Here is a 23,327-nt window from a genome sequence, read left to right as displayed (position 1 = left end):
AGGGTGCCCGTTCTCCTTGAGAGTGGTATGATCGCACGCGTATCACCCATTCGACAAGGAGCCCACCTATGGCGATCACCCCAGAGGCCGTCAAAACGGTCCTGAGCCGCGTCATTGACCCCAACCGAGGCAAAGATTATCTCTCTACTGGTGCGGTGGCCGGCGTCTCGGTCGATGGCGACGCCGTCTCGGTGAAAATCGTCCTCGACTATCCGGCGAAGAGCCAGTGGGAGGCGATCAAAAAGGAGATCGAAGCGGCGATCCGCTCGGCGCTCAACCCCTCGGCGCTCTTTGTCGAGGTGACGAGCCGCATCGCCACCCACAAGGTCCCGCCAGGGTTGCGGCCGATTCCGGGGGTGGCCAACATCGTCGCGGTTGCGTCGGGTAAGGGGGGCGTGGGGAAGAGTACCACCGCAGTCAATCTTGCGCTCGCGCTTGCGGCGGAAGGGGCGAACGTCGGGATGCTTGACGCCGACATCTACGGCCCGTCGCTGCCGCAGATGTTGGGGCTCGGCCACCAGAATCCCGTCTCCGAAGACGGCCAGAAGATGCAGCCGCTCTTGGCTTACGGCTTGCAGGCGATGTCGATCGGCTTCATGGTCGACGTCGAGACGCCGATGATCTGGCGCGGCCCTATGGCGTCGCAAGCGTTGGTGCAGCTCCTCACCGAAACGGCGTGGCACGACCTCGACTACCTGATCGTCGATATGCCGCCGGGAACGGGGGACATTCACCTGTCGCTCGCGCAGAAGGCGCCGCTCACCGGCTCGGTGATCGTCACGACCCCACAGGAGATCGCGTTGCTCGATGCCCGCAAAGGGATCAAGATGTTCGAGAAGGTGCAGGTGCCGGTGCTGGGGGTGGTCGAAAACATGAGCCTCCATATCTGCTCGCACTGCGGCCACATCGAGCCGATCTTCGGCGAAGGGGGCGGGAAGAAACTCTGCGAGGACTACGGCGTGCCGTTCCTTGGCGCGCTGCCGCTCGATCGGCGGATCCGCGAAGAGACCGACAGCGGCAAACCGACCGTGATCGCCGAGCCCGACGGCCCGATTGCGGCGAAGTATCGCGAGATTGCCCGCCAGGTGGCGATTCGCGTCGCGGAGCGCGGCAAAGATTACACCCACAAAATGCCGACGATCGTCGTCAAGAACGACTGAAGGTCATCGATGAGCATCAAATCGGACCGCTGGATTCGCCGCATGGCGGAAGAGCATGGGATGATCGAACCGTTTGAGCCGGACCTGGTGCGCGAGGTCGACGGCAAGCGGGTCGTCTCGTTTGGCACCTCGAGCTATGGCTACGACGTGCGCTGCGCGAACGAGTTCAAGATCTTCACCAACATCAACTCGACGATCGTCGACCCCAAAAATTTCGACGAGCGCAGTTTCGTCGATTTCGTCGGCGACGTCTGCATCATCCCGCCGAACTCCTTTGCCTTGGCGCGAACGGTCGAATATTTCCGCATCCCGCGCAACATTTTGACCGTTTGTCTTGGGAAAAGCACCTACGCGCGGTGTGGTATTATCGTCAATGTCACGCCGCTCGAGCCCGAATGGGAGGGGCACGTGACGCTGGAGTTCTCCAACACCACCCCCCTTCCGGCAAAGATCTACGCGAACGAGGGGGTCGCCCAGATGCTCTTCTTCGAGTCTGACGAGGTGTGCGCAACGAGCTACCGCGACCGGGGTGGGAAGTACCTCGGGCAGCGGGGCGTGACCTTGCCGCGAATCTGACGCGCCGAGAGGGGGGTTATGCGTTTTCACTTTCCGATCGTCATCATCGACGAAGATTTCCGCTCCGAGAACGCCTCAGGCCTGGGGATCCGGGCGCTCGCGCAGGCGATCGAGGCGGAAGGAATGGAGGTGCTGGGGGTGACCAGCTACGGCGACCTCACCTCGTTTGCCCAGCAGCAGAGCCGCGCGTCGGCCTTCATCGTCTCGATCGACGACGAGCAGCTGCAAGATCCGCTCCAAGCGGCCGAGGTGATCGAACAGATCCGCAACTTCGTCGCCGAAATCCGCTTTCGCAACGCCGACATCCCGATCTTCCTCTACGGCGAGACGCGCACGAGCCGCCACATCCCGAACGACGTGTTGCGCGAGCTCCACGGCTTCATCCACATGTTCGAGGATACGCCCGAATTCATCGCCCGTTACGTCGTGCGTGAGGCGCGCAACTACCTCGATAGCCTCGCCCCCCCCTTCTTCCGTGCGCTCACCCACTACGCGGCGGACGGCTCGTACTCGTGGCACTGCCCCGGCCACTCGGGCGGGGTGGCCTTTCTCAAGAGCCCGGTGGGGCAGATGTTCCACCAGTTCTTCGGCGAAAATCTCCTGCGCGCCGACGTCTGCAACGCCGTCGAAGAGTTGGGGCAGCTCCTCGACCACACTGGGCCGGTCGCTGCGAGCGAACGGAACGCCGCGCGGATCTTCCACTGCGACCACCTCTTCTTCGTCACCAACGGCACCAGCACCTCGAACAAGATGGTGTGGCACTACACGGTGGCGCCGAACGACATCGTCGTCGTCGACCGCAACTGCCACAAGTCGGTGCTCCACGCGATCATCATGACCGGCGCGATCCCGGTCTTTCTCACCCCGACGCGCAACCACTACGGCATCATCGGCCCGATCCCCGAACGGGAGTTCTCCCGCGACGCGATCGAGGCGAAAATCGCCGCCCACCCCTTTGCCCAGCTGGCGAACGACCGCCGACCGCGGATCCTCACCCTCACCCAATCGACCTACGACGGGATCCTCTACAACGTCGAGACGATCAAGGCGCGGCTCGACGGCTTTATTCCGACGCTCCACTTCGACGAGGCGTGGCTCCCCCACGCCGCATTTCACGACTTCTACGGCGACTACCACGCGATCGGCGAGAACCGCCCCCGCTGCCGCGAGTCGCTTGTCGTCTCGACCCAGTCGACCCACAAGCTCCTCGCGGGGCTGTCGCAGGCGTCGCAAATTCTCGTCCAGGAGGCCGAAAGCGGCGGTTTCGACCGCGACCTCTTCAACGAAGCCTACCTGATGCACACCTCGACCTCGCCGCAGTACGCGATCATTGCGAGCTGCGACGTCGCCGCGGCGATGATGGAGCCGCCCGGAGGGACGGCGCTCGTTGAGGAGTCGCTCATGGAGGCGGCGGAATTTCGCCGCGCGATGCGGGAGGTGGCGCGCGACTACCCCGACTGGTGGTTCCGCGTCTGGGGGCCGGAGCGGCTCGCCGAGGAGGGGATCGGCTCCCCCGACGACTGGATGCTCCGCCCCAACGAGCGGTGGCACGGCTTTGGCGACGTCGCCGAAGGGTTCAACATGCTCGACCCGATCAAGGCGACGATCATCACCCCGGGGCTCGACGTCGACGGCGACTTCGACGAGTGGGGGATCCCTGCGGGGGTCGTGACGCGCTACCTCGCCGAGCACGGCATCGTCGTCGAAAAGACCGGGCTCTACTCGTTCTTCATCATGTTCACCATCGGCATCACCAAAGGGCGGTGGAACACGATGGTGACCGAACTGCAGCAGTTCAAAGACGATTTCGACCGCGACCAGCCGCTGTGGCGGGTGATGCCCGAGTTCGTCGCCAAACACCCCCGCTACGAGAAGTGGGGGCTGAAGTCGCTCTGCCAGCGGATCCACGCTTTCTACAAAGAGCACGACGTGGCGCGACTCACCACCCAGATGTACATCTCCGAAATGGTCCCGGCGATGCGCCCGGCGGACGCCTTTGCCAAGATGGCCCACCGCGAGATCGACCGCGTCCCGATCGACGCGCTCGAAGGGCGGATCACCGGGATGCTCGTCACCCCCTATCCGCCGGGGATTCCCCTCTTGATTCCCGGCGAGCGGTTCAACGCCACCATCGTCCGCTACCTGCAGTTCGCCCGGGCGTTCAACCGCGCCTTTCCGGGGTTCGAGACCGACGTCCACGGCCTCGTCAAAGGGGAGAATGGCGACTACTTCGTCGACTGCGTGCGCGGGTAGATGCGGCGGTAGGTGACGAAGTCGAAGGGGTAGGGGTGGCGCGCGTCGCGCGGGTGGTGGTGGCGTGCCGTCTCGACGAACGCGTCGCGCGGCCACGCCGGGAAGAAGGTGTCGGCAGGAACCGTTGCGGCGACTTCGGTGAGCTCGATCCGGTCGGCGAAAGGCAACGCGGCCGCGTAGAGGGTCGCGCCGCCGATCACAAAGAGGACCGGTTCGTGCGCGAAGGCCTTGAGGGCCTCTTCGAGCGTCGGCGCAGCGACCACTCCCTCCGGAAGGTCCGAGGCGGTGAGCGTGCGGCTGACAACGACGTTGCGCCGCCCGGGAAGGGGGCGACCGAGCGACTGCCACGTCTTTCGTCCCATCACGACCGGCGCGCCGAGCGTGAGCGCTTTGAACCGTTGGAGGTCGTCCGGGAGGTGCCACGGCAGCGCGCCGCGGTAGCCGAGCTCCCCCCGTTCGCCGACGGCGGCGATCAGCACCACCTCACTCATACCGCCACCGGTGCGGGGATGTGGGGGTGGGGGTCGTACCCCTCAAGCGTAAAGTGCTCATAGCGGAAATCCTCAAGCCGCGTGACCGTCGGGTCGAGCCGCATCCGCGGCAGCCTCCGCGGTTCGCGCGCAAGTTGCAGCTTCGCCTGTTCGATATGGTTGCGGTAGAGGTGGCAGTCGCCGCCGGTCCAGATGAATTCGTGAGCGGTGTAGCCGCAGACCTGCGCGACCATCATCGTGAGGAGCGCGTAGGAGGCGATATTGAACGGCACCCCCAGGAAAATGTCGGCGCTCCGCTGGTAAAGTTGGCAGGAGAGTTTGCCGTTCGCGACGTAAAACTGAAAGAGCGCATGGCAAGGGGGGAGGGCCATCCGGTCGACGTCGGCGGGGTTCCACGCCACCACCACGTGGCGGCGCGAATCGGGGTTCTTCTTGAGCCCCTCGATGAGTTTCGCGATCTGGTCGATCTCGCGCCCGTCGGGGGCTTGCCACCGCCGCCACTGCTTGCCGTAGATCGGTCCCAGCTCCCCGTTCTCGTCGGCCCACTCGTCCCAGATCGTCACCCCGTGGTCGTGGAGATAGCGGATGTTGGTGTCGCCGCGCAGGAACCAGAGGAGCTCGTGGATGATCGAGCGGAGGTGCAACTTCTTGGTGGTGAGAAGCGGAAACGTTTCGCCGCCGTTTAGCGGAAAACGGATCTGGTAGCCGAAGATCGAGAGGGTCCCCACCCCGGTGCGGTCGTCTTTGGCGACGCCGTGGGTGAGCACGTGGTCGAGGAGGTCGAGGTAGCTTCGCATCGTGACGCTTTGTTGATCTGGATCAAAGTGAGGTCAGGGGGTTTGTGCTATAAACCGAAGGGAAAAAAGGAGAGCCCTTCATGCGCAATATCGAACTCTACCGCAATTCGGACCACTTGTGTGTGCTGCTCAACGAAAGTGAAAGCGAGGAGGAGGGGGGCATCCACTCCAACCAGTACCTGATTCTCCATCGCGGTGAAGGGATTCTGCTCGATCCGGGCGGATTTGGGGTGATGCCCGATGTCCTGGAGGCGATGCTCGACTACTGCCAGCCGGAGCAGATCAAGACGATCTTCCTCTCCCACCAGGACCCCGATATCGTCGGCGGGTTGGCGTCGTGGCTCGAGATCACCCCGGCCAAGATCTGGATCTCGCGCCTCTGGGTCCGGTTCATTCCCCACTACGGACTTCCCGCTGCCTATGCCGAAAGGCTCGTGCCGATTCCCGACGAAGGGGCGACGCTCACCCTCTCCGATGGGGTGGCGATGGAGCTGCTGCCCGCCCACTTCCTCCACTCCGAGGGGAACTTCCACCTCTACGATCCGGTTGCCCGTGGCCTCTTCTCGGGCGACCTGGGCGCGGCCGAAGTGCGCAGTGATGCGCTCACCCCATTCGTCGACGATCTATCCGACCACCTTCGCCACATCGAGGGGTTCCATCGCCGCTACATGGGCGGGCACCAAGCGATCGCAGCGTGGTTAGAGACGATCGCCGGGCGGACGATCGACTTTGTCGCCCCGCAACACGGGCCGATCTACCGCGGTCAGGCGGTTGCCGACCTCTTGGCCTGGCTCAGCCATCTGCGCTGTGGGGTCGATCTCCTGCAGCCGGGAGGGAGGTTCCTGTCGTGAGCCGTTTTACCCCCCCAGAGCTGTTGACGTTGCGCCGTGACGTCCTGCGCTCCGCCAGTAGCCTCCTTGAGCGACAAGTCCGCGCTGAGCAGGCGTTCGAGGCGATCGCCAAGACGCTCCACCGGGTCCATCGCGAGATCGCCGCGGTGGTGACGGCGCGCGCGGTCGACGAAGGGGCCGACCCGGAGTGGCGCACTGTCGCGAACCGGTGTGCCACCCTGTCGCAGACGTTGGGGCTTGTCGAGGCGCAATACCGCCGTGAGGTCCACCGCCACCGGGAGGCGCTGCAAGCGCTCTTGGTCGCGTTTGAGGGAAGCAGCCGACTCCTTGCCGAGACGCTCGTCGAAAAATCGCTCCTCGACCGCCATCGCCAGGTGCTCGAGCGGGTGCTCCTCTCTTATGAACGGGTGATCAACTGGCTCCCTTTCGTCGAAGAGGTGCTGCAGGAGTTTCACACCATCTTTCCATTCGACCTCTTTTTCGTCGCCTTTGCCGAAAAGCACGGCATTACCGCCCACCTCTTCTACCCGGGGCGGCCGAGCGAAAGTGTCCGGGCGGCGTTGGAGCCGGCGCTGATCCGCAAACTCCTTCTTCAGCTCGAGCAACCTCTCGACGCGGCGATCGACCTCGACGTCCGCTACTTAGGGTGGCATCCCTGGGCCGGAGCGGGGGATCCTGAACGGTTCGAGGTCCTGAGCGCACGGGTCCCGGACCATCGTACGGGGCTAGCCGGTATTCTCGGTGTCGCTTTCGCTACTGACGAACAGCTCTCCCCTCAAGAGGAGGCGGTGATTCAGTCGCTCCTTGCGATCCTGGTGATCGTCGTGGGGTCGAGCAGGGCGCTTGCGCAGACGCTGCAAGAGCTCGAATACTACTCGCTGCACGACCCCCTGACCAACCTCTACAACCGCCGCCACTTCCTTCACATGCTCGAGTATGAGATCGGGCGGAGCCAGCGCCACGACCATCCCTTCAGCCTGGTGATGATCGACCTCGACGACTTCAAGGAGATCAACGACACCCATGGTCATCCCGTTGGCGATGCGGCGCTGAAGGAGCTCGCGAACCTGCTGCAGGATTCGATTCGGGTCGGCGATCTCGCCTGCCGGATTGGCGGGGACGAATTCATCTTGCTCTTACCCGAAACGCCTTTGGCTGGGGCGCGGGCTTTCGCCGCCAAGCTGCGGGAGCGGTTGAGCCGCCACCGCTACCAGATCCAGGGCGCGTCGTTTCACCTCACCTGTTCGCTCGGCGTCGTGACCTTCCCCGAGGATGGCAAAAGCGGCGAGGAGCTCCTCGCCCATGCCGATCTTGCAGCCTACGAGGCGAAACGGCGCGGGAAGGACGAAGTCTGTTTCTACCGCGACCTGCGGGAGCATCCCCACGGAAAAGCGGAGCTGCGCGAAGCGGTCGCGCAGATGCGCAGCGACGCCGAACTGCTGCGCGCGGCGCTCCAAGAGCACCGCATTGTCCCCTACTACCAGCCGATCGTCGATACCCGTACCGGCCAGGTCGTCGCCTTTGAGGTGCTCGCCCGCCTGATCGAACCCGACGGCGCCGTGATCTCTGCGGGGCGCTTCATCACGACGATCGAACGGTACGGGTTGGGGCGTGCGCTCGATCGCGCGATCATCGCCGCGGCGTTGCAGGCGGTGCGTCACCATCCGGGCGAACAGCCGACCCTCTTTTTCAACCTCTCGCTCCAGGAGATCGAGAACCGCAACGTCTTGGGTTTCGCCGCGCGGCTCTGCCACCAGTGGGGCCTCGACCCCCACCGGATCGTCTTCGAACTCCTGGAGCGGCACGCCGTCGACGACCTCGAGAAGATGCGCGGCTTCATCCGTCAGCTGCGCAAGAAGGGGTTTCGCTTCGCGCTCGACGACTTCGGTAGCGGCTACAACAGCCTCCACTATCTGCGGGAGATCGAGGTCGACTTCGTCAAGATCGACGGGGCGTTCGTCCGCGGAATTCTCACGTCACGGATCGACGAGGCGCTGGTGCGCAACCTCGCGCGACTCTGCCAAGATTTGGGGATGGAGACGGTCGCCGAATTCATCGAGAACGGGGAGGTTTTGACCAAAGTGCGGGCGATGGGGATCACTCACGCGCAGGGGTACCACCTGGGCCTGCCGCTGCCGCGGTTGCCGGTGGTAGAATCGGGGCGCGCTGACTGACTCTTCTCCTCCCCGTAGTTCAATGGATAGAACGAGCGCCTCCTAAGCGCTAAATCCAGGTTCGATTCCTGGCGGGGGGACGCCCGCACAATTGGCGGCAAAAAAGGGCTCAACTTTTTCCGTTTTTTGCCGATAACTCCAATAAAATTGTTCTGGAAGTGAGAGAGGAGTCAGACGATGCGCATCAACCAACCGGTGACCCAACGCGAATACCCCGTGCGCGACGACTGCGCGATCATCAGCCACACCGACGAAAAGGGGCGGATCACCTATTTCAACAACGACTTCGTCGAATACTCGGGCTTTACTCCCGAAGAGCTGATGGGGCAGCCGCACAACATCGTCCGCCACCCCGACATGCCGCCTGAGGCGTTCCGCGACCTCTGGGCGACGCTCAAAGCGGGGCGCCCGTGGCAGGGGTTGGTGAAGAACCGGCGCAAAGATGGTGACCACTACTGGGTGAAGGCAACCGCGACCCCGAAACCGGGGGGGGGTACATGAGCGTGCGGTTGAAACCCTCCCGCCAGGAGGTCGCTGAAGCGGATGCCCTCTACGCCCGGATGCGCGCCGGCGAAAGCATCGCCCTGGAGGGGGGCAAGGTGCGGGCGGGGGCGCTCACCCGGCTGCTGCAGCGCATCTCGCTCACCCAGCGGGTGGGGCTGCTGATGGTGCTGCCGATCATCGGCTACCTCATTCTCCTCGGTTTGAAGTGGGCAGAGAGCGGCTCAGTCTCTCTTTCGATCATCGTGGCAACCGTTTTGGGGTTGCTGTTGACCCTCGTGGTCGGGCTCTGGACGATTGGGCGGATCAGGAGCGGTTTGGGTGAGGCGCAGCGGATCCTCGCGCAGATCGCGAACGGCGAGCTCAAGGTCGAGTTCGACGACATGGGGCGCGACGAAATTGGGCTCCTCTTCGACCAGATGCAGATCATGCGCAACCGCCTCTTCGAGCTGATCTTCACCCTGCAGCAGCAGTTGCGAGAGGTGCAGACGGCGCAGAGCACGGCCGAGAAGAGTGCGCACGAGATCGCCGCGAGCGCCCACCAACAGGCGGCGAACAGTCAGGCGATCGCCGCGGCGGTGACGGAGAATGTCGCCGCCGCCGAGCAAATCGCGCACAACGCTACGGTCACGGCGCAAGCGGCGACCGCGGCGTCGAGCGCCGTCGATCAGGGGGCGGCGGTCGTCCACCGCGCGGCCGACGAGATCGCCCGCATTGCCGACGCCGTGCGCGCCTCGTCGACGAACCTCACCAAACTGGAGGCGATCGCCGGCGAGATTGGCCAGATTATCATGACAATTCGCGACATTGCCGATCAAACGAACCTTCTCGCGTTGAACGCCGCGATTGAGGCGGCGCGCGCGGGTGAGCAGGGGCGCGGCTTTGCCGTCGTCGCCGATGAGGTGCGCAAACTCGCCGAGCGGACCGCGAAAGCGACCGTCGAGATCGGCTCGATGATCGAGCGGATCCAGGACGAGACGCGGGTGTCGGTCGCGAGCATGCACCAGGGGGTGGCGCTCGTCGAGAAGGGGGCCGAGAGCGCGCACGAAGCAGGCAGTTCGGTCGAGGCGATTAAACGGGAAGCGGCCAAGGTGATCGAAGCGGCGCAGGCGATCCAAAACGCGATGAAGGAGCAACTCGAAGCGATGCGCCTCATCGAAAAGAATGCCCACGAAATCGCCGACGGGAGCGCCACGGTCGAAAGCCGCGCGGAGCAGGTGGTGGAAGCCGCAAAGCACGTTGGAGGGGCTACGGCGCGGGTGATCGCGACCGCAGCGCTCTTCAAGACTTGAAGAGCGCTCGCAGAGGAAGCCTCAGCAACGCTCGCTGGGCGCGGCGCAGAGGTGTGAGCCGTCCCCCTCAAGGCGCGAGCGTTTCGCCGAACCGCTCCGCCCAGCGGGACCAGAACGCGGCGGGTACCGGAGTTTTGCTGCGGGTGGTGTAGTCGAAGGTCACCACACCGTGCTTGCCGCGCGCCACCTCCCGCCCTGTGGTTGCTTCCGTGAGTTGCCAGACGAGGTCAAAACCGAACGGGTGGGGGTCGCTCACCCCCATCGCGCAGTGGAGCCGCTCGCCCCAGAACGCCTCGCTGCGGTACTGGGCGGCGACATCGGCCAAGATGATTCCAGCGCCCCCGACATCGCGCTGGGAAAAGCCTAACTCTGCAAGAAGTCGGCAGCGCGCTTCCGCAACCAACCCCAAGAGGCGGGCGTTGTCGAGATGCGCCCCTTCGTTGATGAGGTCGATGTAGACCGCGAGCTCCGTAACAAAGGGGAGCCGCTCGGGAAGGACGATTTTGATCCGGGCCATGGTGGGTCGTTGCTCAGTGTCAGACGCCCGCGATGATACCCGAAACGGCGGCAAGTGGCGGGGAGTGGTCGTGCGGTTGCGCTATAATGGGATCGATTCTGACGAAGCCCACGGATGCGCGAGATGACCCCCACTGTTGCGCTCCTTCGGAAAGTGCCCCTCTTCTCGTTGTTGGACACCGAGACGCTCCACCATTTGGCCGAAACGGCCCACGAGGTGGCGCTTGAGCGCGATGAAACACTCTTTTTCCGCGGCGATCCGGCAAACGGCTTCTATGTGGTCGTTGAGGGGCGGGTGAAACTCTTCATCGACGGTCCCCATGGCGCCGAGAAGGTGATCGAAACCGTCGGGCCGACGGGCACCTTTGGTGAGGCAGTGATGTTCCTCGGGCAACCCTATCCGGTAAACACCGCGGCGCTCACGCCTGCCAGACTCTTGTGGATTCCGAAGCAGGCGATCGAGCAGCTCCTCGCGACGAACCGCGATTTTTGTCAGCGGATGCTCGCGGGGATGGCGATGCGCCTCCGCTCGCTGATCCACGACATCGAGACCTATTCGCTCTGTTCCGCAACCCAGCGGGTGATCGGCTACCTGCTGCAGTGGGTCCCCGAGACGGAAAGTGCGTCTCCAGGAAAAGAGCTCCTCATCGAACTTCCCGTCCAAAAGTATGTACTCGCCTCGCGCCTCAACCTCAAACCGGAGACGCTGTCGCGCGTCTTCTCCGATCTCGCTGCCGAAGGGTTGGTGCGCACCAGCGGGCGCAAAGTGTGGATTCTCGACCTCGAGCGGCTGCGCCATTTCGCGCCGGAGGAGGGGTTCGTTCCGCCGTGTCGATGATGGCGGTGCTGCAAGCAAAAAGCACTACCGAGGAGCTCCCCGGTAGTGCGCTCTGAGCGAAATCTCTGGTCTATTTGTGGAGGAGGTCTGCGGGGAGCGCCTCCTCTTTGACCCCTACGCCTTGCGCAATGTTGGGGAGACGATGGGCGATCCCTTTGTGGCAATCGATGCAGGTTTTCCCCTCGTCGCGCGCCTGCATGTGCATCAGGTTCGCGCGTCGCCCCTGGGCGCTGTAGTCGAAGTAGTCATAGTTGTGGCAGTTGCGGCACTCTTGCGAATCGTTCGCTTTCATCCGCGCCCATTCGTGTTGGGCGAGCTCATGCCGCTTCGCGAGGAACTTCTCGCGCGTGTCGATGGTTCCCCGGAAGTGGTGCCAGAGTTCGTTCGACGCCTGGATTTTCCGTTTGATTTTCGGAAACCACTCCTTGGGAACGTGACAGTCGGGGCAGGTGGCGCGTACGCCCGTTCGGTTCTGGAAGTGGATCGTCTGGCGATACTCCTCGTAGACGTTGTCGCGCATCTCGTGGCACGAGATGCAGAACGCCTCGTTGTTGGTTAATTCGAGCGCCCAGTTGAAGCCGCCCCAGAAGAGGATACCGACGACAAACGCGACAGCGAGCGCGCCGAGGCCGAAGGGGCCGAAACGGCGAAGGATCTTGTTCTGTTCTTCCATGGTCTGCTCCCTTGCTTATTGCCGCCGCCCTTGCACCGGAGTGAAGGTGTTCTCCACGAGGGGCCGCGCGTTGGTCTGGGGAACGTGGCACTGATTGCAGAAGTAGCGGGTTGCGGCAATGTTGGAAAGCTCTGTTCCTTCCCGGTCGCGGAAGTGGGTGATGCTGATCCGCGGGGCGCGCATCTGCTGCGCCCGGTCCCAACCGTGGCAGTCGAGACATTTGTTGAAATTGATCGAGACCTCGTAGCCGTCGATCTTGTGGGGGATCAGCGGCGGTTGCTGGACGAAGTCGCGCGGGAGCGGTTCACCATCTTTCAACGGCTGAAAGTTTCCCGGGGGAAGATCGGGGTCATCGACGCTCCCGCCCCGCAGACTCTGCACCGGCTGGGCGAAGACAGAAGAGGCGAGAAGGAGCGCAGTCAAGGTCAGAAGCGATTTTTTCATGGTTCTCTCCAGTCAAAACGATGGGTCATGCGAAAGACAGATTTGTCGCAAACATCGATGCACCGGCCACAGGTGGTGCACTGTTCGTTGAGGATCACGGGGTGGCTTTGTCCTTCCGCTTTGAGTGCGGGGCGGATCACTTGGGGTTCGGGGCAGACGGTGAAGCAGTCCATGCAGTCGTCGCACGCCCGCCGGTTGGCGGCGCTCACGCGCATCAAGGCCGTTTTGCCAAGCAGCGCATAGGCTGCCCCTTGCGGACAGATGTGGCCGCACCAGCCGCGAGGCGCGATTAGGAGGTCGTAGAGAAAGATCGCCACGGGGACCAGCCACGCGAGCCCGACGCCGAAAATGATCGCGCGGTGGGTCCATGAGACGGGGTTTACCCACTCCCACACCAGCATGCCGCTCACCAGCGAAGCAAGGAGTACCGCGCCGAGCAACCAGAAGCGCAGCGATGCTTTGGGGGCGTGTCCCCCTTTGAGGCCTAAGCGGCGACGCAGCCAGGCTGCGGCGTCGGTGACGGGGTTGATCGGACAGACCCACGCACAGTAGGCGCGCCCCCCCACCACCAGGTAGAGGAGCGTTACGACTGCGGCCCCAATGAGCGCCGTCGTTTCGGGCCAGTGCCCGGCTGCGAGCGTCTGAAGGAAGACGAACCAGTCGGTCATCGGAACGGTTTCAACCACCTGGCTGGCACTGAGGTTGCCCTTCAGCAGCCAGACGCCGCCAACCGGCCCGATGGCGAATGCGGCGAGAATCGCGATCTGGACGAGGCGCCGCGCCACCAACCAGCGATGGCGCGCCCACCACCCCTTGCGCACGGTGTTTTCAGGGGCAACCGTGTTACATCCGGGCGAGGAGGCGATCACGCTCATGGCTTCCACTCCGAATCGAGCCCGCGCACCGGGAGCTCAATCTGCTCACCGATCAACGATCTTCCCGCTTTGGCCTTCTCTTCCCACCCCAAGCGGTAGTGCTCCGGTTTTGAACCCTTGGCGAGCGCGACCGGCAACACTTTGATCGCGGCTTCACCAGGGAGCGGGCACGCTTTTTCGCACTTGCCGCAACCGGTGCACGCATCGGAATGGACGGTGGGCAGAAAGAGCGCGTGACGGTCGGAACGCGGGTTGTGCTGCAGTTCGAGGGTGATCGCTTTGTCGATCACGGGGCAGACGCGATAGCAGATGTCGCACCGCAGCCCGAGATAGTTGAGGCAATTCTCCTGGTCGATCAGCACCGCAAGCCCCATTCGCGCGTTGCGAATGTCGGTCAGGGCGTGATCGAGCGCCCCCGTTGGGCACGCTTTGACGCACGGGATATCCTCACACATTTCGCACGGCACCTGCCGTGCAATGTAGTAGGGAGTGCCCACGGGTGCCCCTTCGCCCGGTTTGGCGAGACGAAGGGTGTCGTAGGGGCAGTCGCGCACGCAGAGCCCGCACCGGACGCAGGCGGCCAAAAAGTGCTCCTCCGTCAACGCGCCGGGGGGGCGAAGGGCGACCGCACGGGCATGGGCGCTCTGCGTGGCATGGAGCGTCACCCCGCTCGCTACGAGCGCCGCAGCCCCCACCACGCCGGCGCTCTCTTTGAGAAAGCGGCGGCGTGCCGGGTTGGGCGGCGGGTTGGTGGAGGGTTTGGCCATTGCCGCGAACTCCTGTTACGCTTTCATCACCCGGACGGCGCACTTCTTGAAATCGGTCTCTTTCGAGATCGGGCAGGTGGCGTCGAGGGTCAGTTTGTTCACGAGCCGCCCTTCGTCGAAGAAGGGGATGAAGACGAGCCCCCTCGGGGGTTTGTTGCGGCCGCGCGTTTCGACGCGGGCGATGATCGACCCCCGCCGCGATTCCACCTTCACCGGCATTCCCTCCTGCAGTCCCCGTTCGCGGGCGTCGTCGGGGTGCATGTAGACCACCGCTTCGGGTACCGCTTTGTGGAGTTCGGGCACACGGCGGGTCATCGACCCCGTATGCCAATGCTCAAGCACGCGCCCGGTGCAGAGCCACAGGTCGTAGGTTTTGTCGGGCGATTCGGCCGGGGGTTCGTAGGGGAGCGCAAAGACAATCGCCTTGCCATCCGGTTTGCCGTAGAACCGGAGCTCTTCACCCGGTTTGATGTACGGGTCGTACCCCTCGCGGTAGCGCCAGAGGGTCTCTTTGCCGTCGACCACCGGCCAACGCAGACCACGGGCGCGGTGGTACATGTCAAACGGTGCAAGGTCGTGGGCATGGCCGCGGCCAAACGAGGCGTACTCTTCAAAGAGCCCCTTCTGGACGTAAAAACCGAACTCCTGCGATTCGTCGTTCATGTAATCGGCAATCGCGTGTTCGTTCACCCGTTTGACTTCGTCGAGCCCGAAGCGGTCCACCTGGCCGTTGCGGAAGAGGATTTCGAACAGGGTTTTGCCCCGATATTGCGGCATTTTGTTGAGCAGCTCTTCGGGCCAGACCTCTTCGACTTTGAAGTACTGGGAAAACTTGAGGTATTGCCACAGGTCGCTCTTCGCTTCACCGGGGGCTTTCACTTGCTGACGCCAGAATTGGGTGCGCCGTTCGGCATTGCCGTAGGCCCCCTCTTTCTCCATCCACATCGCGCTGGGAAGGATCAGGTCGGCCGAAAGAGCCGAAACGGTGGGGTAGGCGTCGGAGACGACGACAAAGGCTTCCGGGTTGCGCCAGCCGGGGTAGACCTCCTCGTTGACGTTGGGTCCGGCCTGCATGTTGTTGGTGGTCGAGGTCCAGTAGCATTTGAGTTTGCCGTCTTTGAGGGCGCGACTTTGGGCAACCGCGTGGAGACCGATCCAGTCGGGAATCGTGCCCGGTGGCAGCTTCCAGATCTGTTCGGCGATTTCGCGGTGTTTCGGGTTAGTCACCACCATGTCGGCAGGCAAACGGTGGGCGAAGGTGCCCACTTCGCGTGCCGTACCACAGGCCGAAGGTTGCCCCGTGAGCGAGAAGGGGCCACAGCCGGGCTTCGAGATCTTGCCGGTCAGCAGGTGGACGTTGTAGATCATGTTGTTGACCCACGTGCCGCGCGTGTGTTGATTGAAGCCCATCGTCCAGAACGAGACGATCTTCTTCTCGGGGTCGGCATAGAGTTTGGCGAGCCGTTCGAGCTTCTCGGCAGGAACCCCCGAGAGTGCAGCGACCTTTTCCAGGGTGTATTCACTGACGAAACGGGCGAACTCCTCGAAAGAGATCGGTTCGGACGCATTGGGATCTTTGGCGTTTTTCGCCTGTTGTTCGCGCGGGTCGGTCGGGCGCAGCCCGTAACCGATGTCGGCAGCGCCTTTGCGGAAATTCACATGTTTTTCGATGAACTGACGGTCGATCGCGTTGTGGGTGATCAGGTAGTTGCAGATGTAGTTGAGGATCGCAAGGTCAGTCTGAGGGGTGAAGATGATCGGGTTGTCGGCCAGTTCAAATGACCGGTGGGTGAAGGTCGAGAGGACATGAACCTCACACCCTTTGTGGGTCAGGCGGCGGTCGGTGATTCGGCTCCAGAGGATCGGGTGCATCTCGGCCATATTCGACCCCCAGAGGACGAAGGCGTCGGCGTGTTCGATGTCGTCGTAACACCCCATAGGCTCGTCCATTCCGAAAGTGCGGATAAAGCCGGCCACTGCAGAGGCCATGCAGTGGCGGGCGTTGGGGTCGATGTTGTTGCTGCGAAAACCGGCTTTGTAGAGCTTCGCCGCAGCGTACCCCTCCCAGATGGTCCACTGTCCCGAACCGAACATGCCCACCGCTTGGGGGCCGTGCTTTTTGATCGCCTCTTTCCATTTTTCGGCCATGATGGTAAAGGCCTGGTCCCACGTGATCGGGGTGAATTCGCCATTTTTATCGAATTTCCCGTTCTTCATCCGCAAAAGCGGCTGGGTCAAACGGTCTTTGCCGTACATGATTTTGGAGAGGAAGTACCCTTTGATGCAGTTGAGACCGCGGTTCACCGGTGAGTCGGGGTCTCCTTGGGTGGCGACAACGCGTCCATCCTTGACGCCGACCAGCACCGAACAGCCGGTGCCGCAGAAACGGCAAACCCCTTTGTCCCACCGGATTTTGCCCACACCCTCCGGTTGGGCGAAGACGGCGGGGGCAGGCAAACCCACCGCCGAAGCAGCGGCGGCAATGGCGTTGAGTTTGATGAAGTCGCGCCTATCCATGGTTCTCTCCTGATGTTGCTTGCGTCGGTTCAAAAAATTCGTAGGCCACGCTACAGGCCTGCACAGTGGGCAGAAGCTGGAGTTGGACGAGGGTATCGGCGAGCGGCTCGCCGCCCTCTTCGTCGCTCACCAAGGCAACGATGATCCCTTTGTCGTGATCGACCAAGCCGATTTCGACGTTCCCGAACCGCTGGGCCTCGTCGATCGTCGGTTCAATCTGGTGCGGGAGTACCCGGAGTACCACGGAGACCAGTTGCACGTTGCCTGCTCCTTCCATTGGTCAAGCAACATGCTAGAGCAACGCACAACACAAGAAAATCGGGCAAACGAGGGAAGCGTTTCCCCCAAATGAGCGACCCGGTATCGGTCAAAAGGATTAGGTCGATGGGTCTAAGGGTTGCCCCCACGGGCAAGACCTGCTTCAACCGCGATGACCGCGGCCTGAACGCGACTTTGGCATTCGAGTTTGCGCAGGATGTTCTGGACGTGGACTTTGACGGTGCTTTCCGCAAGGTCGAAGAGCCGGGCGATCTCTTTGTTGCTGGCGCCTTCGGCGAGTGCGGTCAATATTTCGCGCTCTCGCGGGGTGAGCCGTTCCAAAAGGGGGACAGCGCCATTTTTCTTTGCCGGATCGGGTTTGTGCCGCATCGCGCTCACCAGCCGGACCGTCATCTCCGGGGAGATGATCGTCTCGCCGTCGGCGACGCGGTGCAACGCGTCGAGGAAGTGGTGGGCGTCGATATTCTTGAGGAGGTAACCTTGGGCGCCGGCGGCCATGGCGTCGGCAAGATCGTCGGTGTTTTCCGAGACGGTGAGGACGATGACCTTGGCCGAGGGGATTGCTCCCTGCAGCGCTTCGAGCACCTCTTTGCCGCTGAGGCCAGGCATGTTGAGGTCGAGGAGGATGATGTCGGGCTTGAGCGAGATGGCGCGCTTGACCGCGTCGAGGCCGTTCGCAGCCTCGCCGACGACGTCGAATCCACCATGCCGCTGAAGGAGCGCCTTGATGCCACTGCGAAAGAGGGCGTGGTCATCCACGAGCAGAATGCGCAAGGGAGGGTGTTTCTCGGTCATCTGTAGCCACTCTTTGGGTTCGTGGAAGCGTCAGGGTAATAGTCGTGCCCACCCCCGGGGATGATTCGATGGTGAGGGTTGCGCCGATGCGGTGCGCCCGTTCGCGCATGATCTGCAACCCGACGTGGTCATTTTCGGGAAGTGGTAATTGCTGGGCGTCAAAACCGACCCCATTGTCTGCAATCGTCAAGGTGAGGGTGTGGGGTTCGCCGGTACAGTGGATGGTCACCTCGTCGGCATGGGCATGTTTTCGGACATTGGAGAGCGCCTCCTGGACGATGTGCAACACTTGGAGAATCGTCGAGGGGGAGAGGTGGCCGATCACCCCGTGGCAATAGAGCCGGGTGCGGATTGCGGTCTGTCCCTCGAAACGCTCTGCGGCGGCAGTGAGCGCTTCGCACAAATCGTGATGTTCGACGCGGATCCGGAACGAGACGAGGAGTTCGCGGACCGTATCGTAACTCTCCTGGATCCCTTCCCGGATGAGCGCAAGGTCTTGGCGGGCTTGGTCGAGGTTCTCCTCCGCGAGCGACTGCGCCAACATTTGCGCTTGCAGGTTGAGGTAGGCGAGTGTCTGCGCGATGCTGTCGTGCAGCTCCTGGGCAAGGAGGTTGCGCTCCTCTGAGACCGCCATCTCTTTCTCTCGTTCGGCAAGGAGGAGGTTTTCAATCGCGACGGCCAGGTGGTGCCCGATCGTTTCCAGGAGCCGCGTCTCATGGGGTTCGAGCCGCCGCTCTTGGTCGAAGAGGAGGTTGAAAAGACCGATGACACGCTGTTTGACACGCATCGGGATCGCGACGACATGGTAGCGGTGGCGCAAACAGAACGGGAGGTTTCCGTCAGCCATCGGCTGGGTCGGGCAGCCGACCAGGGTGTGATTCTGAGCGACGGCTTGCCCGCAGAGGCACTCTTCCCAGTTGATCGAGGTGGCGCAGGCTGCCTGCTCCGATCCCTGAGCCATCCCTTCGGAGGCGATTAGCGTCAGCACCCGGTCGCGCGGGCGGTTGAAGCGAACCATCCATCCTTGCGCCCCTACCAGGCTGGCCGTTCTGGCCAAGACGGCGCGGACCAGCTTGTCGACCTCTTCGGGTTCGGCCGTGGTCGCAGCCACTTCATAGAGGATGGCAAGCTCCTGCGCGCGAGCCTCCAGAGCCCGGGTCTTCTCTTCAACGCGCTCTTCGAGCGTGGCGTAGAGCGACTTCAGCTCATCGGCCATGCGGTTGAACCCTTGGGCGACCGCGCCGAATTCGTCGCGACGGTCGACGGGGAGGCGCACAGCGAAATCGGCCGAACCCATCCGTTCGATTCCGCGGTGCAGCGCGGAGAGGGGGCGCGAGACGAGGTGGCGGAAGAAGAGGAGGAGAAAAACGGTACTGAGGAAGGAGGCGACCAGAAAGCCGTTCAGCAGCCACCAAAGAATCGAAGTGTGGTGGGCGTTCCACGACTCGATCTGGGCGACCAGCTTGTGGACTTCGGGGACGTAGCGGCGCACCGTTTCGTCGCACTCGAGGAGTTGGGCACGCACCTGCTGCAGTTCGGGAAAGGGGGTTTCCAGAAGCGCTACTGTTGCGCGAAAACGGGGGGCCATCTCGGTGGTCCACGCCCGTTGGACGCGTTCGAGTTGTTCGCGAACTGGGCCAGTCGCCGGCAGCAAGAGGGGGCGTTGCGGGTCACCGCGGCTCAGAAGCGCTAATGCTGCTTCGTATTCGGCCAATGCCTGTTCCACTTCGGCAAGGAGTCGGCTGCGTCGCTCCGGAGTATTGCCCGCCTGTTCGAGCAGGTAGGCGATGCGGTAGGTGCGCATCCGCTGCAGACCGGCTTCGTTGATCGCCCCGGCGCCCCCCTCGAGTTGGTGACCGACCCAAAGGGCAGTGCCAATCAACGCGACCGCCACAGCGAGAAAGAAGAAGAGAATCCCGTCGATCTTTTGGGTGAGTGTCCCCGGAAGGCGCTGGAGAATCGACATCGTGGCGTCACGCAGAGAGGGAGTTATTCACCCATTGTGGCGCGTCACAGCCCATCGGTCAAGAGGGCGTAGATTTTGGGGAGCCGTTCAGCCAGGGTAGTCATGCGCGGGATGAGGAGGTAACCCGCCTGGCCAAAGAGGTAGGGGAGGTATTCGGCGGCATCTTTGTCGATCGTCAGACAAAAGGGACGCACCCCTTGGCTTCGCGCTTCCTGGATGGCCATGCGGCAATCTTCGATCGCGTACCGCCCTTCGTAGCCGTCGAGATCGTGCGGTTTGCCGTCAGAGAGGAGGAGCAGGAGTTTCAGGCTTTGTGGTTGCTCCTGGAGGGTGCGGACTGCAGCGCGAACGGCTGCCCCCATCCGGGTGTAGTAACCCGGTGCGAGGGCGGCGATCCGCGAACGAACAACTTCGGCGCGACGTTCGGCGAAGGTCTTGAGCCAGTGGATTTTGACTTCGGTCCGGCGAAGCGACGAGAAGGCGGCGATCGCGTAGCTGTCGCCGGTCGCGGCAATCGCCTCCGAGAAGACCCACAACGTGTCGCGGATGAGGTCGATCACCCGCACGTCGTCGCTGGCGTGGGCGTCGGTCGAGAGCGAGGTGTCGGCAAGGAGGAGCGTCGCGATGTCGCGATGGTGGGCCCGTTTCGCGAGGTAGAGCCCGCGGTCGGCTTCGGCGGTGCCTGCGGCACGATCGGCGCGAAAACGGACGAAGCGGTCGAGATCGATCTCGTCGCCGAAGGGTTGTCCGGTCAGAGTCACCCGCACCGGCGCAAGCAGCTCGAGTTGCGCGCGCAACCGGCGGATCAACGGGCGGAGCGTGGCGGGAATTTCGGTGGGTTGGTGCGTTCCGTTCGGCCGCGACTCGACGACCCGGCAGTGGTTCTCCCGATAGGTTTGGCTGCGATAGTCCCATTCGGGATAGAGGTGCTCGCCAGACAACGCTTCCGGCTCTTCGCTCCCCGGGGGCGTTTCGACCTCGATGCGGACTCGGGCGGCGACCCGTTCGTCGTCGTTGGCAAAGTGGAGGGTGTCGAGCGTCTCCGCGGCGCGAAGGGGATCTTCTTCGGGTTCATCGTCCTGGCTGCGGTTGACCCGGACATATTCGGCCCACGAGAGGAGACTCTCGGCGCGAAAGATGAGGAGCATGCCGTGCTCCTCTTTCGGTGCGTCGGTGCGTTCTGCCCGCATCGTCCGCGACGGGTTCTCCTGCTCCTTTTTGGGGCCGTCATTTTCCGCCGCTTCGCGATGGCGCTTCATCTCCGTGGGACGCGAAGCCTCTTCGTGTAACCAGAGCCAGACGGGGAACGGGGGCCTTTTCGCGTCGGGCGGAAAGGTGGGGCGGCTCCCCGGTTGGCGGAGTGCGTCGCGGATCGCCTCTTCGACGGCGCGTTCAGCGGCCGAGAGACGGGTAGGTTCGGGACGGTGGGCCAACAGGGCGTCGACCAGCCGCTGATAGCGTCGCTCCCAACCCGGAAAACGGGCCAGCGCGACCGCGGCCGCCCGCTGGTTGGCGAGCCAAATCGGTTCGCCGTTGGGGACAAAATGGGCGGCAACCAGAGCGAGCCAGAAGTAGGCGTCGCGGTTGAGTGCGGCTTCGGGGAACCAGTCAATCGTGGAGGGCAGGTAGAGCGCGTCCGCTCCGATTGTGGCTGGTTGATAGCGATCGCCCACACCTGCAATGCGCTCGATCAACCGGCGGCGGTGGCGGGTGACCGCACGAACGGCCGGTTTGACGACGCGCCCGGGAATGCCGCCACAGCCGCGGTAGAAGAGGGCAAGGGCGCGCGATAGCCCCGCGAGCGTCACCGCCGCGTCGGGATAGTTTCGCGATGCTACTTTGGTGATCCATCGGTCCCACAGGGCGCCGACCCACTCTTCCATCGGGCGGTCACCCTTCGAAGATCGAACGGACGATTTCGTGCAGCCCGGCCGCCACCTCGGGTTCGTCGGTCAGCGCTTCGACGATCGCAGCGCTACAGGCCACATGGGGTTCGACGCCGCTCGCGATGAGCCGCGCGGTGTAGACCAGCATGCGGGTGGAGATCACCTCTTCGAGGTCGATCTGTTTGAGCCCGCGGATCGCCTGCGCCAGGTGGACCAGTTTCTGCGCGACCCACGGCGCGCAACCCGTTTCGGCAATGAGGATCGCTTGTTCCTGCTCTGCGGGTGGAAAATCGAAACGGAGCGCGACAAAACGCTGCCGGGTCGAGGGTTTCAGCCCCTTGAGGAAGTTTTGGTAGCCCGGATTGTAGGAGACGACGAGCATGAAGGTGGGAGGCGCGGTCAGCCGTTCGCCGGTGCGCTCCAAGAAGAGCTCTCGCCGGTGGTCGGCCAACGGGTGGAGCACCACGGTGACATCTTTACGGGCTTCGACCACTTCGTCGAGGTAACAGATTCCCCCTTCGCGCACGGCACGGGTCAGAGGACCATCTTGCCAAACCGTTTCGTCGCCGCGGATGAGAAAGCGGCCAACCAAATCGGCAGCGGTAAGGTCGTCGTGGCAGGCGACCGTGTAGAGCGGTACCCCCAGGCGCTCGGCCATATAGGAGACGAAGCGGGTTTTACCGACCCCCGTCGGCCCCTTGATGAGGACAGGCAACTGGTTGGCGAACGCCTTTTCGAAGAGGGCGATCTCGTTGCCCTGAGGGAGATAGTGGGTCGTCATCGCTTCGCCTCGGTACTCCTTGCGGTTTCCCCATGGCGCTGTGCTGTCGGCGCAGCGTTGGCAAAGGGGCGCATCGCCTCTAACCCCTGGGCAACGCGGATCACCTCGCCGACGACGATCAACGCGGGCGGTTGCACCTGCGCCGCAGCGGCGATCGCAGGGAGCGTGGCGAGCGAGCCGACGATGCGGCGTTCGCGGGGGGTTGTCGCCGCCTCGATGATCGCTGCAGGCGTCTCAGGCGCACGTCCGTGGCGGATCAGCTCGGCACAGAGCTCTGGCAAGGTGGAGACGCCCATGTAAAAGACCACCGTTTGCCGCGGACGGGCCAGAGCCGGCCAATCGAGGTTGAGCTTACCGTTTTGGAGGTGACCGGTGACGAAGACGCACGCCTGCGCCACGCCGCGGTGGGTAAGCGGCAAGGCGTTGCTCGCTGCCATCCCGCACGCTGCTGTGATGCCGGGAACAATTTCGAACGGTACGCCGGCGGCAGCAAGGGCCCACGCCTCCTCACCGCCGCGACCAAAGATCAACGGGTCGCCCCCCTTCAACCGGACAATCCGGCGTGGCGCCTCTTGCCACAAGCGAACGAGGGTCTGGTTGATCTCCTCTTGGGGGAGGGTGTGGTTGCCCGCGCTCTTGCCGACAAAGATGCGCTGGGCGTCGGGCGCAACGAGCGCAAGTACGTCGCGCGACACCAGATTGTCGAAAACGACGATCTCGGCGTTCGCTAAGACCTTTGCGGCGCGGAGTGTCAGGAGTTCTGGGTCCCCTGGACCCGCACCCACCAAATAGACCTGAGCAGGTAACGGTTTGGCCACTGTGGGCTCCTTTCCTCTAGGAAGTGTCGTCCCCTCTTTTGTACCATCCCGCTTGGGCATTTGCGATGACTTGTATC

The 23,327-nt window shown here is 63.3% G+C and carries 22 protein-coding genes and 1 tRNA gene; 9 read left to right on the top strand and 14 right to left on the bottom strand.

Annotated elements, in window-relative coordinates; translation table 11 throughout:
• Nucleotides 1–68: 68 nt before the first annotated feature.
• From apbC to ACYQ6T_RS06635, 3 genes are read left to right on the top strand one after another with little or no spacing between them, the layout of a single operon-like run.
• The gene (gene apbC / locus ACYQ6T_RS06645) at nt 69–1,160 is read left to right on the top strand and encodes an iron-sulfur cluster carrier protein ApbC (RefSeq protein ID WP_459829062.1); all 1,092 of its coding nucleotides are present in this window, start codon (nt 69–71) and stop codon (nt 1,158–1,160) included.
• Nucleotides 1,161–1,169: 9 nt separating this feature from the next.
• Nucleotides 1,170–1,736: a dCTP deaminase gene (gene dcd / locus ACYQ6T_RS06640; RefSeq protein ID WP_459829059.1), complete on the top strand. Its 567-nt coding sequence runs from the start codon at nt 1,170–1,172 to the stop codon at nt 1,734–1,736.
• A gap of 18 nt (nt 1,737–1,754) precedes the next feature.
• On the top strand, nt 1,755–3,989 hold the full coding sequence (locus ACYQ6T_RS06635) for an Orn/Lys/Arg family decarboxylase (protein ID WP_459829056.1): 2,235 nt from the start codon (nt 1,755–1,757) through the stop codon (nt 3,987–3,989).
• On the opposite strand, the gene ACYQ6T_RS06630 is transcribed toward ACYQ6T_RS06635, so the two are convergent.
• Together ACYQ6T_RS06630 and ACYQ6T_RS06625 are read right to left on the bottom strand one after the other, a co-directional pair.
• Nucleotides 3,962–4,480 (bottom strand): dihydrofolate reductase, encoded by a 519-nt coding sequence (locus ACYQ6T_RS06630; RefSeq protein WP_459829053.1) that lies wholly within the window; start codon nt 4,478–4,480, stop codon nt 3,962–3,964. The two genes, ACYQ6T_RS06635 and ACYQ6T_RS06630, sit on opposite strands and share 28 nt — an antisense overlap.
• Nucleotides 4,477–5,277, bottom strand: a complete 801-nt coding sequence (locus tag ACYQ6T_RS06625; RefSeq protein WP_459829051.1) for a thymidylate synthase — start codon at nt 5,275–5,277, stop codon at nt 4,477–4,479. Before ACYQ6T_RS06625 ends, ACYQ6T_RS06630 begins: the two co-directional genes overlap by 4 nt.
• An 80-nt stretch (nt 5,278–5,357) precedes the next feature.
• Between ACYQ6T_RS06625 and ACYQ6T_RS06620 the strand changes: the two genes are divergently transcribed.
• The 5 genes from ACYQ6T_RS06620 (at nt 5,358) to ACYQ6T_RS06600 (ending at nt 10,095) form a co-directional block, all read left to right on the top strand.
• A complete protein-coding gene (locus tag ACYQ6T_RS06620; protein ID WP_459829049.1) occupies nt 5,358–6,128 on the top strand; it encodes an oxygen-binding di-iron domain-containing protein in 771 nt (256 codons plus the stop codon).
• Entirely contained in the window at nt 6,125–8,302 is a 2,178-nt protein-coding gene (locus ACYQ6T_RS06615; protein WP_459829045.1) for a putative bifunctional diguanylate cyclase/phosphodiesterase, read from the top strand. The genes ACYQ6T_RS06620 and ACYQ6T_RS06615 overlap by 4 nt, the downstream gene beginning before the upstream one ends.
• 8 nt (nt 8,303–8,310) lie before the next feature.
• Nucleotides 8,311–8,382, top strand: a tRNA-Arg gene (locus ACYQ6T_RS06610).
• Between the two features lie 97 nt (nt 8,383–8,479).
• Nucleotides 8,480–8,803: a PAS domain-containing protein gene (locus tag ACYQ6T_RS06605; RefSeq protein ID WP_459829043.1), complete on the top strand. Its 324-nt coding sequence runs from the start codon at nt 8,480–8,482 to the stop codon at nt 8,801–8,803.
• Entirely contained in the window at nt 8,800–10,095 is a 1,296-nt protein-coding gene (locus ACYQ6T_RS06600) for a methyl-accepting chemotaxis protein (protein WP_459829041.1), read from the top strand. Before ACYQ6T_RS06605 ends, ACYQ6T_RS06600 begins: the two co-directional genes overlap by 4 nt.
• Nucleotides 10,096–10,162: 67 nt before the next feature.
• On the opposite strand, the gene ACYQ6T_RS06595 is transcribed toward ACYQ6T_RS06600, so the two are convergent.
• Complete coding sequence (locus ACYQ6T_RS06595) at nt 10,163–10,612, bottom strand: acyl-CoA thioesterase (protein WP_459829038.1); 450 nt, start codon at nt 10,610–10,612, stop codon at nt 10,163–10,165.
• 114 nt (nt 10,613–10,726) lie between these two features.
• Here ACYQ6T_RS06595 and ACYQ6T_RS06590 point away from each other — a divergent pair, with 114 nt between their 5' ends.
• Entirely contained in the window at nt 10,727–11,449 is a 723-nt protein-coding gene (locus tag ACYQ6T_RS06590) for a Crp/Fnr family transcriptional regulator (protein WP_459829035.1), read from the top strand.
• A gap of 70 nt (nt 11,450–11,519) precedes the next feature.
• Here ACYQ6T_RS06590 and ACYQ6T_RS06585 read toward each other — a convergent pair whose 3' ends face one another.
• The 11 genes from ACYQ6T_RS06585 to cobA all read right to left on the bottom strand — a co-directional run bounded on the left by ACYQ6T_RS06585 (nt 11,520) and on the right by cobA (nt 23,250).
• Nucleotides 11,520–12,122: a NapC/NirT family cytochrome c gene (locus tag ACYQ6T_RS06585; protein ID WP_459829032.1), complete on the bottom strand. Its 603-nt coding sequence runs from the start codon at nt 12,120–12,122 to the stop codon at nt 11,520–11,522.
• Between the two features lie 15 nt (nt 12,123–12,137).
• On the bottom strand, nt 12,138–12,566 hold the full coding sequence (locus ACYQ6T_RS06580; protein ID WP_459829031.1) for a nitrate reductase cytochrome c-type subunit: 429 nt from the start codon (nt 12,564–12,566) through the stop codon (nt 12,138–12,140).
• Nucleotides 12,563–13,441, bottom strand: a complete 879-nt coding sequence (napH, locus tag ACYQ6T_RS06575) for a quinol dehydrogenase ferredoxin subunit NapH (protein ID WP_459829028.1) — start codon at nt 13,439–13,441, stop codon at nt 12,563–12,565. The genes ACYQ6T_RS06580 and napH overlap by 4 nt, the downstream gene beginning before the upstream one ends.
• Nucleotides 13,438–14,208 carry a ferredoxin-type protein NapG gene (gene napG, locus ACYQ6T_RS06570; RefSeq protein WP_459829025.1) on the bottom strand — a complete coding sequence of 257 codons (771 nt, stop codon included), beginning with the start codon at nt 14,206–14,208 and terminating at the stop codon, nt 13,438–13,440. The genes napH and napG overlap by 4 nt, the downstream gene beginning before the upstream one ends.
• Before the next feature lie 15 nt (nt 14,209–14,223).
• Nucleotides 14,224–16,725 (bottom strand): nitrate reductase catalytic subunit NapA, encoded by a 2,502-nt coding sequence (gene napA / locus ACYQ6T_RS06565; RefSeq protein WP_459829022.1) that lies wholly within the window; start codon nt 16,723–16,725, stop codon nt 14,224–14,226.
• On the bottom strand, nt 16,718–16,984 hold the full coding sequence (locus ACYQ6T_RS06560) for a chaperone NapD (protein WP_459829020.1): 267 nt from the start codon (nt 16,982–16,984) through the stop codon (nt 16,718–16,720). Before ACYQ6T_RS06560 ends, napA begins: the two co-directional genes overlap by 8 nt.
• A 131-nt stretch (nt 16,985–17,115) precedes the next feature.
• Entirely contained in the window at nt 17,116–17,799 is a 684-nt protein-coding gene (locus tag ACYQ6T_RS06555; RefSeq protein WP_459829017.1) for a response regulator, read from the bottom strand.
• Nucleotides 17,756–19,765 carry a type IV pili methyl-accepting chemotaxis transducer N-terminal domain-containing protein gene (locus ACYQ6T_RS06550; protein ID WP_459829015.1) on the bottom strand — a complete coding sequence of 670 codons (2,010 nt, stop codon included), beginning with the start codon at nt 19,763–19,765 and terminating at the stop codon, nt 17,756–17,758. Before ACYQ6T_RS06550 ends, ACYQ6T_RS06555 begins: the two co-directional genes overlap by 44 nt.
• A 44-nt stretch (nt 19,766–19,809) precedes the next feature.
• The gene (locus tag ACYQ6T_RS06545; protein ID WP_459829012.1) at nt 19,810–21,648 is read right to left on the bottom strand and encodes a nitric oxide reductase activation protein NorD; all 1,839 of its coding nucleotides are present in this window, start codon (nt 21,646–21,648) and stop codon (nt 19,810–19,812) included.
• 7 nt (nt 21,649–21,655) lie between these two features.
• Nucleotides 21,656–22,432 carry a CbbQ/NirQ/NorQ/GpvN family protein gene (locus ACYQ6T_RS06540; protein ID WP_459829009.1) on the bottom strand — a complete coding sequence of 259 codons (777 nt, stop codon included), beginning with the start codon at nt 22,430–22,432 and terminating at the stop codon, nt 21,656–21,658.
• Nucleotides 22,429–23,250, bottom strand: a complete 822-nt coding sequence (gene cobA / locus ACYQ6T_RS06535) for a uroporphyrinogen-III C-methyltransferase (RefSeq protein ID WP_459829006.1) — start codon at nt 23,248–23,250, stop codon at nt 22,429–22,431. Before cobA ends, ACYQ6T_RS06540 begins: the two co-directional genes overlap by 4 nt.
• Nucleotides 23,251–23,327 lie beyond the last annotated feature (77 nt).

The organism is Hydrogenophilus islandicus (assembly GCF_054657095.1).
Note: the sequence above shows the minus strand (reverse complement) of the source record. Positions and strands in the feature narration are given on the sequence as shown.

Bases quoted from the DNA above. Each gene is read 5' to 3' on its own strand.
- ACYQ6T_RS06580 (WP_459829031.1), bottom strand. From the start codon at position 12,566: ATGAAAAAATCGCTTCTGACCTTGACTGCGCTCCTTCTCGCCTCTTCT.
- ACYQ6T_RS06620 (WP_459829049.1), top strand. From the start codon at position 5,358: ATGCGCAATATCGAACTCTACCGCAATTCGGACCACTTGTGTGTGCTG.
- dcd (WP_459829059.1), top strand. From the start codon at position 1,170: ATGAGCATCAAATCGGACCGCTGGATTCGCCGCATGGCGGAAGAGCAT.
- napH (WP_459829028.1), bottom strand. From the start codon at position 13,441: ATGAGCGTGATCGCCTCCTCGCCCGGATGTAACACGGTTGCCCCTGAA.
- napA (WP_459829022.1), bottom strand. From the start codon at position 16,725: ATGGATAGGCGCGACTTCATCAAACTCAACGCCATTGCCGCCGCTGCT.
- ACYQ6T_RS06630 (WP_459829053.1), bottom strand. From the start codon at position 4,480: ATGAGTGAGGTGGTGCTGATCGCCGCCGTCGGCGAACGGGGGGAGCTC.
- ACYQ6T_RS06595 (WP_459829038.1), bottom strand. From the start codon at position 10,612: ATGGCCCGGATCAAAATCGTCCTTCCCGAGCGGCTCCCCTTTGTTACG.
- apbC (WP_459829062.1), top strand. From the start codon at position 69: ATGGCGATCACCCCAGAGGCCGTCAAAACGGTCCTGAGCCGCGTCATT.
- ACYQ6T_RS06600 (WP_459829041.1), top strand. From the start codon at position 8,800: ATGAGCGTGCGGTTGAAACCCTCCCGCCAGGAGGTCGCTGAAGCGGAT.
- ACYQ6T_RS06625 (WP_459829051.1), bottom strand. From the start codon at position 5,277: ATGCGAAGCTACCTCGACCTCCTCGACCACGTGCTCACCCACGGCGTC.
- ACYQ6T_RS06555 (WP_459829017.1), bottom strand. From the start codon at position 17,799: ATGACCGAGAAACACCCTCCCTTGCGCATTCTGCTCGTGGATGACCAC.
- napG (WP_459829025.1), bottom strand. From the start codon at position 14,208: ATGGCCAAACCCTCCACCAACCCGCCGCCCAACCCGGCACGCCGCCGC.
- ACYQ6T_RS06550 (WP_459829015.1), bottom strand. From the start codon at position 19,765: ATGTCGATTCTCCAGCGCCTTCCGGGGACACTCACCCAAAAGATCGAC.
- ACYQ6T_RS06590 (WP_459829035.1), top strand. From the start codon at position 10,727: ATGCGCGAGATGACCCCCACTGTTGCGCTCCTTCGGAAAGTGCCCCTC.
- ACYQ6T_RS06585 (WP_459829032.1), bottom strand. From the start codon at position 12,122: ATGGAAGAACAGAACAAGATCCTTCGCCGTTTCGGCCCCTTCGGCCTC.
- ACYQ6T_RS06635 (WP_459829056.1), top strand. From the start codon at position 1,755: ATGCGTTTTCACTTTCCGATCGTCATCATCGACGAAGATTTCCGCTCC.
- ACYQ6T_RS06540 (WP_459829009.1), bottom strand. From the start codon at position 22,432: ATGACGACCCACTATCTCCCTCAGGGCAACGAGATCGCCCTCTTCGAA.
- ACYQ6T_RS06605 (WP_459829043.1), top strand. From the start codon at position 8,480: ATGCGCATCAACCAACCGGTGACCCAACGCGAATACCCCGTGCGCGAC.
- ACYQ6T_RS06545 (WP_459829012.1), bottom strand. From the start codon at position 21,648: ATGGAAGAGTGGGTCGGCGCCCTGTGGGACCGATGGATCACCAAAGTA.